Source organism: Mucilaginibacter sp. P4_C11 (assembly GCF_056402115.1).
The window spans coordinates 380,034-393,788 of the sequence record NZ_JBFUIA010000001.1; the positions used below are offsets into that span (position 1 = coordinate 380,034).

General features: G+C 44.2%; 7 protein-coding genes and 1 tRNA gene. 4 read left to right on the top strand and 4 right to left on the bottom strand.

What is annotated here, in order from left to right; genetic code table 11:
* Nucleotides 1–153: 153 nt before the first annotated feature.
* The 4 genes from AC1DU2_RS01700 to AC1DU2_RS01715 all read left to right on the top strand — a co-directional run bounded on the left by AC1DU2_RS01700 (nucleotide 154) and on the right by AC1DU2_RS01715 (nucleotide 5,946).
* Complete coding sequence (locus AC1DU2_RS01700) at nucleotides 154–3,336, top strand: SusC/RagA family TonB-linked outer membrane protein (protein ID WP_477382485.1); 3,183 nt, start codon at nucleotides 154–156, stop codon at nucleotides 3,334–3,336.
* A gap of 5 nt (nucleotides 3,337–3,341) precedes the next feature.
* Complete coding sequence (locus AC1DU2_RS01705; RefSeq protein WP_477382486.1) at nucleotides 3,342–4,781, top strand: SusD/RagB family nutrient-binding outer membrane lipoprotein; 1,440 nt, start codon at nucleotides 3,342–3,344, stop codon at nucleotides 4,779–4,781.
* Between the two features lie 124 nt (nucleotides 4,782–4,905).
* Nucleotides 4,906–4,978, top strand: a tRNA-Cys gene (locus AC1DU2_RS01710).
* Nucleotides 4,979–5,001: 23 nt separating this feature from the next.
* Nucleotides 5,002–5,946, top strand: a complete 945-nt coding sequence (locus tag AC1DU2_RS01715; RefSeq protein ID WP_477382487.1) for a PIG-L family deacetylase — start codon at nucleotides 5,002–5,004, stop codon at nucleotides 5,944–5,946.
* A gap of 7 nt (nucleotides 5,947–5,953) precedes the next feature.
* Here the strand turns inward: AC1DU2_RS01715 and AC1DU2_RS01720 are convergent, their stop codons facing one another.
* The 4 genes from AC1DU2_RS01720 to AC1DU2_RS01735 form a co-directional block, all read right to left on the bottom strand.
* Nucleotides 5,954–7,681 (bottom strand): ArnT family glycosyltransferase, encoded by a 1,728-nt coding sequence (locus tag AC1DU2_RS01720; RefSeq protein ID WP_477382488.1) that lies wholly within the window; start codon nucleotides 7,679–7,681, stop codon nucleotides 5,954–5,956.
* A gap of 179 nt (nucleotides 7,682–7,860) precedes the next feature.
* A complete protein-coding gene (locus tag AC1DU2_RS01725; protein WP_477357572.1) occupies nucleotides 7,861–8,751 on the bottom strand; it encodes a BT_3987 domain-containing protein in 891 nt (296 codons plus the stop codon).
* Between the two features lie 27 nt (nucleotides 8,752–8,778).
* On the bottom strand, nucleotides 8,779–10,215 hold the full coding sequence (locus tag AC1DU2_RS01730) for a SusD/RagB family nutrient-binding outer membrane lipoprotein (protein ID WP_477382489.1): 1,437 nt from the start codon (nucleotides 10,213–10,215) through the stop codon (nucleotides 8,779–8,781).
* Between the two features lie 26 nt (nucleotides 10,216–10,241).
* A complete protein-coding gene (locus tag AC1DU2_RS01735; RefSeq protein WP_477357576.1) occupies nucleotides 10,242–13,478 on the bottom strand; it encodes a SusC/RagA family TonB-linked outer membrane protein in 3,237 nt (1,078 codons plus the stop codon).
* Nucleotides 13,479–13,755: the final 277 nt, after the last annotated feature.

Here is a 13,755-nt window from a genome sequence, read left to right on the forward strand (position 1 = left end):
CCCCTGCTGCAGCTGGCCGCCTCTGCTTATAACCAACACAATCAACAATCAATTTACCGGTACTATAAATTCAACAGCAGGCATTGCTATGCCCAAAATGCTGATGACCGGCTTTGCTATACCGGCAATAAAAACTATTAATCATTAACCATCATGTTAAAAAATTACAAATTTCTACTGGCACTCCTGTTGCCATTTTTTCTCATCCAAACAGTTGCGGCGCAATCTGTTAAAATAAGCGGCACGGTAACCGCTAAATCCGATGGCTTGCCCTTACCAGGTGTAAGTGTAGCTGTAAAAGGCACCACTAATGGTGCACAAACCGGCGCCGATGGCAAATTCAGCCTGAACGCCAATGTTAACGATGTGCTTAAAGTTTCCTATCTCGGTTTTGCAACGCAGGAAATTACGGTAAAGCAAGCCGAAACCAACCTGCAAATTGTACTGCAGGATGCACCAAACTCCCTTAACGAGGTGGTGATCACGGCGCTCAATATCTCTAAAGATAAAAAGACATTGGGCTATTCGGTTCAGGGATTGAAATCAAAAGATATCTCCGAAGCCAAGGAAACCAACCTGGTGAACGCGCTGGCCGGTAAAATTGCCGGTGTGCAGGTTACCAACAGCCAGGGCGATATGGGGTCGTCTCGCATCATTATACGCGGCGAAACTTCGATAGGCAATAACAACCAGCCCTTGTTTGTGGTTGATGGTGTTATTGTTGATAACAGCCAGTTTTTGGGCACCAACGGTTCAAGAGATTTTGCCAACGCCATAGCCGATCTTAACTCCGAGGATATTGAATCGGTAAGTGTGCTTAAAGGGCCAAACGCGGCGGCGCTTTACGGTTACAGGGCCGCGGCGGGTGTTATCCTTATTAAAACCAAAACAGGTAAGGGCACAAAAGGGCTTGGCGTTACTATCAACTCCAACACCAGCTTCTCGACCGTAAACATCCTGCCCGATTACCAGAACGAATACGGCCAAGGATCAAACGGCAAGTTTAGCTATGTAGATGGTAAAGGCGGCGGCGTTAACGATGGCGTTGACGAAAGCTGGGGCCCCGCGCTTGACGGATCGCTTATTCCGCAGTTTTACTCCAACGGCCAGGCTGTTCCGTTTGTGGCCCATCCGGATAATGTAAAAAACTTTTTTAATACAGGCGTAACCTTAAATAACGGTGTAGCACTGGCAGGCAGCAGCGATAAGGCTGACTACCGCTTATCGTACAATAACCTGCACCAAACCGGTATTGTACCTAACACCTCGCAAGGCCGTAACTCGTTTTTGCTTAACTCTACCTTCAAGCTTAGCCCTAAGTTAACGGTTACAACTATTGCCAATTATATTAAAGACGATGCCGATAACCTGCCCGGCGCCGGCGGCAAACGTGCAACCAGCACCATGCTACAGTTTACGTGGTTTGGCCGCCAGGTTGATATCAGCCAGCTTAAAAACTATAAAGATGCTAATGGCAACACCTTTAACTGGAACAACAGCTATTATAGCAACCCTTACTGGCTGGCCTATGAAAACACCGTAGGGCAACACAAAAACCGCATTATAGGAAGCGTTGAACTAAATTATAATATCATCGAAGGCTTATCGGCCAATTTCCGTACCGGGACTGATTATTATAACGACAGGCGCAAAATTAAAGTAGCTTACGGGACCAACGGCACCCCATTTGGATCATACGAGGAAGATGCCTACACCGTAAACGAAACCAATACCGAAGCCAGGCTGCAGTACACCAAAAAACTCAATAACGATTTCTCGTTAGATGTTTTGGGCGGTGGTAACATCAGCACCATATTAAATGAGCAAAACGACCAGATAGCACCTAAACTGGCAGTAGCCGGTTTGTACACCTTAAGTAACTCGCGCGATCCGCTGGTATCATCCAACTATTATGGCAAGCTTAAAACTTACAGCTATTTTGCATCGGCACAAATAGGTTTTAAAAACTACGCCTTTATTAACCTTACCGGCCGCAACGATTGGTCGTCAACCCTTCCGGCGGCCAACCTATCCTACTTTTATCCTTCGGTCAATGGCAGTTTGATACTTTCAGAGGCACTTGATATTAAAAGTGACATTTTAACCTATGCCAAACTACGTGGCGGATGGTCAAAAGTGGGTAAAGCTACAACCCCTTATCAACTTATCAATTACTATAATTTTACCGCTCCTTTTGGTTCAAGCCCACAGCAAAGCCTGGGCACTGTTGATTTGAACAGCAAGCTGAAACCGGAAACCACCACATCGGCCGAAGCCGGTTTTGAGCTGGGCCTTTTCCAGGACAGGATTCATTTAGATGTAAGCGCATACAATACCAACAGTATAAACCAGATTGTTACCGTTGATGTAAGCCCATCAACCGGTTACAGCCAAAAACTAATCAATGGCGGCAGCATCAACAATAAAGGTATTGAGGTGCAACTGAGTTTAACACCAATAAAATCAAAAGATTTTACCTGGGATATAACCACCAACTATTCACTTAACCGCAGTAAAGTAGTTAAGCTGGATGATGAAGGCCGCCTGCAAAGCATCATATTAGGAAGCGACCGTACCGTGCAGGTGTTAGCCGCCCTTGGGCAGCCCTATGGTACCCTATATGGCAACGCCTACACCCGCGATGCATCCGGGCAAATTGTTATAGGCGCCAACGGCACACCGGTTATCAATCCAACCAAACAATACCTGGGCAAATTTACACCTAACTGGCTGGGCAGCATCAATAATAGCTTTACCTACAAACGCATAAATCTTGGTTTTTTGATTGATGCACGGTTTGGCGGTTCTATTTATTCAAACACCAACCGTACGGGTACCTATACCGGCGTGCTGGCCTCTACCCTGCCGGGCCGGGGTACTGCAAACGGCGGTATCAGCTATTATTACCCCGGCAACAATACATCGGCAACCGCAGTACAAGTTAGCGGCAGCGCTCCCGCAGGCGTAACGGTTTACAATGATGGCAAGATCTTTAAAGGCGTTAAAGCCGATGGCACCGCCAATACAACCATATTACCTGCCCAATCATACTACAAAGGGTTTACCAATGTTGATGAAGCTTTTGTTTACGATGCATCTTACATTAAACTGCGCGAGGTTAAACTGGGTTACACTTTCCCTTCAAACTGGGTAAAAAGCGTCGGCCTGCAATCGGCAACCTTATCTGTTGTTGGCCGCAACCTGTGGATAATCCATAAAAACGCGCCAAACATCGATCCTGAAACCGCCTTTAACAACGGCAACGGCCAGGGTCTGGAAGACCTTACCCTGCCAACCGTACGCAACATTGGCTTCAACATCAACCTTAAATTTTAATAACCATGAAACTTAAATATACAACTATCATATTATCAGGCGCGCTGTTATTATCGGCAGCATCGTGCAAAAAAGACCTGGTAGATATTAACCAGAACCCTAATAACTCGCAAACGGCACAGCCCGATTACCTCCTTACTGCAGCAAGCAAGGTTACTGCCGATACGTATTGGGGCACCGCCAACAACATGGAAGCAGGATTACTGTTTGTACAATACTGGGCCAAAATTCAATACACCGATCCCGACAGGTATATATACAGCAACAGCGCTTTCCAGGAGCTATGGACGGTAGGTTACTCTAAAAGTATAGTTAACCTTAACCAGATCATTAAACTGGGCGATGCGCAGACCAATACCAATTACAAAGGTGTGGCGCTGGTACTACGCTCGTGGGTATTTACCTTGCTTACCGAGGCCTATGGCAATATCCCTTATAAGCAGGCGGCCAACATAGATCAGTATCTTACGCCCGCTTATGACAGCCAAAAGGATGTTTATTTTGCCCTGCTTGATGATTTAAAAGCAGCCCAAACTGCGCTTGATCCATCGGGCAAAGCCATTGCCGGCGATGTTATCTATGGCAACAATATTGCATTGTGGAAAAAGTTTGCCAACTCGTTGCGCCTGCGCATTGCCTTGCGCATTGCCGATAGAGAGCCTGCAAAAGCCAAACAGGTTTTGGCTGATATACAAACCGAGGGTGGCAGTTACATCAGCGCTAATACCGAAACCGCGCAATTTACCTATGTAGATTCGCCAAACCAAAACCCTATCAGCAATTTGTTTGACACCAGGGACGATTACCGCATCAGCAAAACTATTGTTGATAAACTTGTTGCGCTGAATGATCCGCGCCTCCTCGTGTACGCCAGCAAAACTAAGGATGCCACACCGCAAACTTACGTGGGCATACCCAACGGCCTGCTGGTTGGCGATGCCAGCAACCTGGGTTTTACCAAAACATCAAAACCGGGTACTTACTTTTTAGCGCCGCATGCCCCTGCCGTAATCATCAGCTATGCTGAAACCTTATTTGACCAGGCTGAAGCCGTAGCACGCGGTTTTATTGCCGGGGATGCTGCCGGGTTATACAAACAGGCGGTAACTGCATCATTAAAGCAATACAGCATTGCCGATGCGGATATTGCCACTTACACTGCCCTGCCAGCCGTGCAATACGATGCCACCAATTACAAAAAGTCAATTGGCGAGCAAAAATGGATAGCCCTATTTGGCCAGGGACTGGAAGGTTTTACCGAGTGGCGCAGGCTTGATTACCCGCAGCTGCAGCCTGCTGTAGCGGGTACGTTAAGCGGCAAACTGCCGGTAAGGTTTATTTATCCCGGAACAGAGCAATCGTTAAACGGTGCCAACTACAAGGCGGCGGTTGCCAGCCAGGGTGCAGACGTATTGACAACCAAATTATGGTTTGATGTAAATTAAAAATGATAAACGGCCATGTTTGGGGTTGATACCCGGCATGGCCGTTTTTAAAGCCGAAAGCAGAATGCTAAAAGCTTAAAGCTGGTTTGCTTCGGGTGATATTAATTGATAGGCGTTATGAAAAGGCGGAGTGGCCGAGTGGTTCAGGCGGGGGTCTGCAAAACCCTTTACGGTGGTTCGAATCCACCCTCACGCCTCCGGGTTTAATGTAAAATATGCTATGAAAAAGCTGGGTGTACTATTATTAACTGTTGTATTTTATTTTGCGGGATTAAAACTGGGCAACGCCCAGGCTACAGCCACAGGGCCGCGTGTACTGGTAGTTATGGCCCATCCCGATGATGAAAGCACTTTTTCGGTAACACTGTACAAAATTGCCAAAGAGCAACATGGCATTGTTGATTTGTTTGTAATAACAAACGGCGAAGCCGGCTACAAGTACGCTACCCTGGCCGAAAGCTATTACGGCATTGAACTAACCGACGAGAAAACCGGCCGCGCCAACCTGCCACGCATCCGAAAGCGCGAACTGGTAAACGCGGGCCATATTCTGGGCGCAAACAACTATTATTTTCTCGATCAAAAAGATGCCCACTATACCTTAAACGAAAAGGAACCGCTTGATACCAGCTGGAATGTTAATACCGTCAACAGCCGACTGCACCAGATTTTAATAAATAACCATTACGATTTTATATTTACCCTGTTGCCAGAGGCCGGTACCCACGGCGCCCATAAAGCCGCCGCGCTGGTTGCCTTAAATGCCATAACAGCATTGCCGGCAAATAACCGACCGGTTATTTTAGGTGCGTCTACGAGCAACAAGGCCGATACAGCAACCCATTTTACCGGCTACGGTAGTTATGCACAAACCAAATCGTTAACAGACACGGCGAACTTTAAGGTAGACCGCACAGCTTCCTTCAGCTACAAAAACAGGGTAAACTACAAAGTGATAGCCAACTGGGAAATTGCCGAACATAAATCGCAAGGTGTTACCCAAATGAGCATGAACGATGGCGATGTGGAAAATTTCTGGTATTTCGCGGTGAATGGCACGGCTGGTTTACAAAAAACAAAGGCTTTGTTCAGGGCGCTTAGTTATACCCCTTACGTGCCAAAAAGCTACCAGGATGCAAAGCCGTTGTACTCAAAATCTAAATAATCCGCGGCTATTTTACCGTATATGCAATTGCCTTGCTGTTGCGCCCGCCGTTAAACGGATCGGTACGTAACGAAAACACCAATTGATATTTGCCAGGTTTAGCTGGCGCTATTACGTTAAACTTAAAGTGGGCAGCCTGGCCGGGCTTAAGGCTGATGTTATAAAAGCTATCATCGGCCTTTTGACTGCTTAACACATCAGTATCAACAATAAAACTGGCTTCAAAAACAAGCTTGTGCAACTGACCTTTGTTGCTAAAACTAATGGGGACGCGGTAAGGGTTTTTAAATGTTAAATCAAAAATCTTCTGTTGCCCGGGTGATACTATCTCCTCTTTTTCGGATGCGTCAAACTCAATTTTTTGATAGGTGCGCACATCGTCTATCCAGCCGCCGTACCATGTACCGGCAGGTGTATTGATGGTATCCGTACTTAACCCCGCCTGTGGGTGCTCTAATACATAATACGCGCGTTTGTGCTGCAGGCTGTCTTCTATCGGCCAAAACTCGTACTGTGTACGGCGGTAATAGCGCGGGTCGTAATCAAATCCTTTTAGGGTATTGTTATAAAAATTATATTTCGATGGGTTTTGGAAGCCTTCGTTAAAAATTACATAGTTGTCGCCCGCCTTGTCATGTACCAGTTTTGCCCAATCTTCAAAATCGTAAAAAATCCTCAGCGCATGCATTTGTTTTAGTACGGGTAGGCCGGTTATAATCAGCAACCTTACAAAAACAATCAAAATGATGTTTATAATGGCCAAACGATTAAACCAGGCAAGCTTGCCCCCCTGTTGTGTAAAATGGATAAGCGCCAGCATACATAGCGGGACATAGGCAATTAGCGTCCAATGCAGCTGCACCTCGCCTTTAAATGATGTCAGGAAAAAAAACAGCAGTATGCCAATACTGTTTACCAGCAACACCCGTGTAAAAGCATCCTTAACACGCAGGGTAAAGCCTTTATAAAATAACAGCCAGCCAATTAAAGGGCCGGCCATAAGCAGTTGACCCAAGGGATAATTATAGGAAAAGGACAAATCATAAGGCTTATCTGCCCGCTCGGCCAAATGGTAGCTTATGGATGGAAACTGGTTATTAATCTGCCACAAAATATGAGGTATAAACAATACCAGCGCCAGTAGCACAATACCATAAAACGATGCCCGCTTAAACAATTTAGGGCTTGATATAACAGTGCAACCCAACAGCAATATGCCGTGATATTTGCTATACAGCAAACATGCGGCTATTACACCCAATATCAGCACCAGCTTCCAGCTGTCCTGTTCAAGGTACTGCTGTAAAAAAAACAGGAACAGTACAGTAAAAATAAGCAGCGGCGCATCGGGCGTGGTGATGAAACCATAAATATGAAACACAAAAATTCCGGATACCACCAGGATAAACGTAAGCGCATCAACCCGGTATTTTTTAAGCGTTAGCCAGATAAACCAAAGCGACAGGCTGCTGCTGAGAACCGTAAGTAGCCGAAGCCCGAATTGGTTATGTATAAGACCATATCCGGCGCGGATAAATACGGCCACCATGGGGGGATGGTCATAATAACCCCAGTCCATAAAACGCGAATAAAGCCAGTAGTAAGCTTCATCGGCATGCACCTCTAACGTGGCAGCCTGTAGGATGTTCAGCGCCGTCCACAGCAATAAAAAATAGATGATAAGCTTATTTTGCTTACTGGTGTCCTGTACATTAATGATGGCGGTATCCTGCATCAGCTTCTATTTTTTGTTTGATAGCGTAAAGGTATAATAAAACAGGTAAGCTGAAAAACACCTTCCATAACGGCGGCCTTGTACCTTGTAGATTAAAAGACAAAAAAGTTCAAAACCTCCTTAAATAAAAAAGGACTACCCAAATGGGCAGCCCTTTCAATTAACTATAGAACAAGATTTTATTTATGAGCGATATCTTCCTGAATTATGCGATAACCGCCGCCACCAAGATACCGGTAGTTTAAGTGATAAGTTTTAGCTGCAGGATCGTACGTGTTTGTTAAGCCCGGAACTGGTTCCAAAGCCTGAGTTGCACTTACGTTTCCGCTAACCGTTACTTTATTGGTTGCTTCATCAATGGTAAGGATCATAGAACCACCTATATCGGCAATTTCGGTACTAACCGCAGTAGGACCAGCAGTAGTCAACGTTTTATCACGATCAATTGCCCTGTCATTAGCATCATTAGGGTGATCGAAGTTACCGGTTGAGTGGTATGCGCCATCATACTTGTTTTTTATTGCAAAAAAAGCGTACAGTGTATCTTTACTTGCCGCATGAATACTCAAACTGCCGGCGCTTGTTATCTTGTATGCAAGCGCATATTTAATGCTCAAATCCCATTTACTACCATCAAGTTTTATTGTAAAGTACTTTTGAAAGTCGCCGGGGGCAAAATTGAATGACAATTTACCATCGGCCGCCGCAGTAACCCCGGCAGCATTTATGGTATACAATGAGGTAGGCAGCATTTGGTATTCTGTTCCGTTATCGTCGTTGTATTTGTCAATAGCTGCCGGCAACGGGGTTAAAACAATAGTTTGCGCCTTTTGCAACTCGGTATTATTTGCCGCATCTTTTTTCATAGCAAAAACATCAATAGTTTTTACTGTAGTAAAGGGGTCAAAAAACAGATTTTGTTCAAGTCCGTTTGGAAATCCGATGTATGATTTTCCTGCCGTTGAGTTCTCATTTGATAAGTCGCCCGCCGGCACCTTACGGCAGGCAGAAAACAATACCAAAACAGAGCAGGCAAGAAGAATATGATTTAAAAATTTATTCCTTTTCATGTCTTTTTTATTAATAGTTACAATTGATTAGTCTACATCCCACCATACGTGAGCGTCCTGGATATCGCCGCCTGTAAGCCTGGCAACCGCCGCGTTAACGTTCTTTTCATTGGAGCTATACTCGCTGGTAGGATATACAAAGCGACTTACAATCTTTTTAGAAGCATTAACAGCATCTGGTGCCGGATTTAGTGCAGGGTAGCCTTTGGGATTAGTAGTAGTGGCCGACTTTCTCCATATAGCCCATGCCTGGTGCCCATCAGGATAACTTGCAATCCACCTTTGGATAGTAATGTTAGCAATGGTTGGAGGTGCAGCTGCAATATAAGCAGCGGTTGGTGCCGCTAAACCCCATTGCCCGTTTGAAGCAGTGATGCCAGCCACGTAATCAGTTGCAACAACTTCGCCGGTCCATCCTAATGATGCCGCCTCTGCTCTGGCAAGGTAAACCTCACCCGCAGTAACAATAGTTACCGAACCGGTAGTTGTACGGAAATCGCCGCGCATTACACGCGCCCAGTTGGGGTTAGCTTCAATAAATGCCAGCACGTTGTTACGGGCCAAACCGTATGTAACACCGATATCAGATGATTCTGTATTGCCAATTGCTTCGCTTTTACCACCGTATACGCTAAGCCTGGTGTCATTAAGCCCCTTAAGTATGTCGGTCATTGTAGCAGATTCTGCAAAATCCTTACGGCCATCATACAAGGTATACCAAGGGCTTTTAATACCACCACCAGGGAAAGTTACCTTCATGTTCTGGCTGTTTGATTCAATAACCCCGGCAGCAATAGCTTCTTTAACGGCAGTTGCAGCGTAACCGCTTGCAGCAGGAACAACTTTTGACAGCTGAACAGCAGCTAACAGTTTAATAGAGTTTGCTGCACGTTTCCAAGAAGCAACATCACCACCATAAATTACATCACCTGCTAATGACGAGCCATCAAGCTCGGCCTGGGCAGATGTTAACGTGGCTATAATACCCTTATAAATAGTCTCCTGCGTATCATATTTCGGCTGGATAGAAGTTAAACCTTTTAAAGCGTCGCTGTATGGAACTTCGCCCCATGAATCTGTTACAACCCAGAATATATATTGCTGCAAAATTTTGGACACTGCAGATGATGCCTTGCTTTGGTTAAGGTTAATGATATTCTGCAAGTCATATAACGGGCCAGAGTAATAAGGTGTAAAATCATTCTGTGGCAAAGTATATAACGATGTACCAGAATACTGGGTTTCGGTAAAAAATTGCGCGTACTGGCCTCCTGCTATCGCAGGGGTACCTGTTGATGACAGGCCGGTAACACTTACCTGGGCATTGGTTAACAAACCAGCTACAATAGGCTGAGTTGTTGCGGTAGGGTTTTGGTTAACGTCACCAAAGTCTTTCAACTTATTACAGCCCGTACCTAACCAAACAAACGCGGCTGTTAGTGTATAAATATATCTCTTTTTCATTTTCTTTGAATCTAATTTGTGTTTGCTTAGAAAGTTACCTTAAGGTTAAAACCTATGCCCCTTGTGCCTGGTAACTGACCTGTTTCACCTTGTTGTGAGCTAATTTCAGACGGATCGTAATCTTTTGATTTAGCATAGATTAACAACAAATTGCGCCCGGTTATATCAAACCTTGCCGACTGGATAACTTTTCCTAAACCTAATTTAGCTACCGGTATTTTGTAACCGATTGAAACCTCGCGAAGTTTAACAAATGTTAAATCGTAGATATATGAATCGTAAGTTTTGTTGTTGGTTAAGCCCTGGAAATAGGTTTTAGCATCGATGTAGTTAGAAACAGATTTACCATCCGCGTCAACACCGCTAACTTTAACACCACCACCGTCTTCAACCGGATCGCGAACAGGAACTCCTTTATCATTAAGCGCAGCCGTTGCAGCAGTTAACCCGCTAAACTGTCCCCACCTGTTTGATAATGAAACAAATTTACCACCAATCTGGTAATCGATATTGGCATTAAGCACGAAGCTTTTAAATACAGTGAATGAGTTTTGGATACCACCGGTCCATTTTGGAAGCACGCTGCCAAAATATACGTTCGGATCATTAGCATACATACCGTTAGCAGCAATAATTGGAACGCCGGCTGCATTACGTTTTATACCGTTGCCATATATCTGGCCCCATTCTTTACCTTCCTGAAACACCATGTAAGGCATATCTGTTCCCCAAACCTGGTCGTTAGGGTTAGTATAGCGGGTTACACCATATTTCTTGCTAACCTCTATCACTTTGTTCTGAAGCTGGCGCGCACCATTAATGGTTACATCCCAGTTAAAGTTATTGATGCGTACAGGAGTACCGCTTAAGGTAAGCTCAATACCTTTTCTTTGAATTTTACCAAAGTTGGTTAATATGCTCGAAAAACCGCTGGCAGGGTTAACGGTAACCGAAGCAGGGAAATCAACATCGGTACCTGCGTAATAAGTGGCAGATAAACCTAACCTATCGTTAAGGAACCTTAAATCCAAACCAACCTCTGTTTGCTTAAATACAGCACCGTGTAAGGCAGGGTCAACGCTTTGGTCTGGAGTATTCATTAATATGTTTGTACCAAATTTGTATTGGTTAACACCGTAAACGGTGTTATTTCTGTATCCGCCGTAGTTATCGTTAGCAGTTGCAAGCGCCTGTGGGGTTTCACCATAGGATACCCTTACCTTACCAAAGCTTAACCAGTTATTAAATTGTGGCAATAGCTCGCTGAAAACAAATGATCCACCAAATGATTTAGCTAATACGCTGTTATCTTTAGGGAATAATGAGGAGTACCAATCGTTACGTACAGTTCCATCTATAAACAAAAAGTTTTTGTAGCCTAATGTAGCCTTTGCAAATAACGCCCTGTATTGCTCATTTGTACGGGTGTTAAATACCGATGGCGCACTAACCGAGTTGGTTATATTATAAAGATCAGGGATACTTAAACCATCAACAGTGTTACCACCATTATCTTTGTAACTCCTGTTATAAATATCGCTACCAGCATTTACATCAATTTTAAAATCGGCAATCTGCTTGTTGTAGTTTGCCAGTAACTCGTAGTTTTCACGGTTCTCGTAAACATTGTAAGTACGGTAGTAATTTTTTACACCTGTTTGCGATCCGCTTTTTTGAAGGATAGCAGGAATGAATTCTTCTTGCCATTCGCTTCTTGAATTTTTACGGTAAGTTGCCTTAATATTAAAATCCTTGTTAAGCTTGTACTGCAAATATACGTTACCATAAAAACGGTCGCGCTGATTATCCTTGGTATTAAGCTCGGCTATTTTGTACATGTTATACCAGTAGTTACCAGCATAAAAATAACCCGGATTATCAGTTGTATATGAAGTTGGGTTCTGGTGGTTCCAGCTTACCAACGTACCATCAGGGCTTGTTAAATCCTTCAATTCCTTTATGATGCCCATATCAAGGTCACGGTGCATCCATTGGTTAAAGTTACCTGTAGAAGCATTGGCATAACCATCGCTTATGTTACCATGTACTTTTTGGCTAACAAAGTTAACATTGGCTCCAACAGTAAAGTGTGTACCTAAATCGTAGTTAACATTTAAGTTGAATACGTTTTTCATCAGGGCGGTATACGGAACTATACCATTTACATGCTGGTTGTTGTACGACATCCTGATGTTATAATCATCAGCCGATTTTGTGAAGGCAATGCCGTTGTTAAGGGTAGTACCTGTTTCAAAGAAATCGCGAGCGTTGTTTGGCTGAGCAACAAGCTTTGCTGTTTTAAACGAGTATTTGGTTCCCGGAGCCCATGCATACCATGGAATATACTCCTGGCCTACCATTTTAGGACCCCAGCTGCTATCATCTGTATAATCCGGGTAATATTTGCCATCCAAAGCTTTCCATCCTTCAGGATCGCCTGCTTTGTAATGATATTGCATTAAATCTGCAGACGCACCGCCGGCATAAGTATTTTGGTAGTTAGGCAATATGTAAACTTTATCAAAGTTTACGCCGGCATTTAACTCAATGCCAACACCTTTAACTTTACCACCTCTTTTAGTAGTAATAACGATAGCACCATTTGCACCGGCAGAACCAAACTGCGCTGATGCAGCGGGGCCTTGCAATACGGTGATGTTTTCAACATCGTCGGGGTTAAGGTCATCGGAGTTTGGCAAAATAGTACCGTCAACAACATACAGGGCACCTGAACTGTTGCCAAAACCGGTAGCACCGCGAAGCCTTACCTGTGTGTTACGGCCCAAAGCACCTACCGACTGACTACGTACCTGCAAACCTGCAACCTTGCCCGCTAACGCATTGTTAACGTTTGGCTGACGGATAGTGTTTAACGCATCAGACTTAACAACCTGCGCCGCGTAGGAGATAGCGCGTGAAGTTTGCTTGGTATTGAATGCGCCCGTTACCACAACCTCGCCCAGTTGGTTACTTACCGACGTAAGCACTACAGCCATTGGATCTGCACTGGCCGGCTTTTCAACCGGTGTGTAACCAACAAACCTGAAAACAAGGGTAGCATTTGCCGGAGCGCTTAATGAGAATTTACCGGCGGCATTAGTTTGGGTACCTGAGGTTGTACCCTTTACAATTACTGTTACCCCCGGGATGGGCAGGCCATCATCTTTGGCGGTAACCGTACCGGTAACAGTACGGTTTTGTGCTTGCGCCTGCGTTAAGCATAACAACAGGACGCAAAAACTTGTGAATAAAAGTTTTTTCATCGTATAAAAATCAGTTAAGTTAATTTTCTAAATTATGATTTTCGCATCAATGCGCAAACAATAAAATAAAATTTTTAACGTTGCCGACTTTTTATTAAAAATAAAGAAAAAACAGTGCTTTTTTATATCAAAAAATGCAAAACTTTTTAAAAAATGAAAAATTCATAAAAAATTCATCTTAATTGACGATTAAAGATCAAGTATTACCTCATTTTAGGGCAAATATGATCTTTTTTATCTTAAAAAGCCTTAAAACCGCGAATTTTTGGTCAAAAAC

What these genes read in the sequence shown, in the direction of transcription:
- AC1DU2_RS01730 (WP_477382489.1), bottom strand. Translation starts at nt 10,215, where the DNA reads ATGAAAAAGAGATATATTTATACACTAACAGCCGCGTTTGTTTGGTTA.
- AC1DU2_RS01715 (WP_477382487.1), top strand. Translation starts at nt 5,002, where the DNA reads ATGAAAAAGCTGGGTGTACTATTATTAACTGTTGTATTTTATTTTGCG.
- AC1DU2_RS01700 (WP_477382485.1), top strand. Translation starts at nt 154, where the DNA reads ATGTTAAAAAATTACAAATTTCTACTGGCACTCCTGTTGCCATTTTTT.
- AC1DU2_RS01720 (WP_477382488.1), bottom strand. Translation starts at nt 7,681, where the DNA reads ATGCAGGATACCGCCATCATTAATGTACAGGACACCAGTAAGCAAAAT.
- AC1DU2_RS01705 (WP_477382486.1), top strand. Translation starts at nt 3,342, where the DNA reads ATGAAACTTAAATATACAACTATCATATTATCAGGCGCGCTGTTATTA.
- AC1DU2_RS01725 (WP_477357572.1), bottom strand. Translation starts at nt 8,751, where the DNA reads ATGAAAAGGAATAAATTTTTAAATCATATTCTTCTTGCCTGCTCTGTT.
- AC1DU2_RS01735 (WP_477357576.1), bottom strand. Translation starts at nt 13,478, where the DNA reads ATGAAAAAACTTTTATTCACAAGTTTTTGCGTCCTGTTGTTATGCTTA.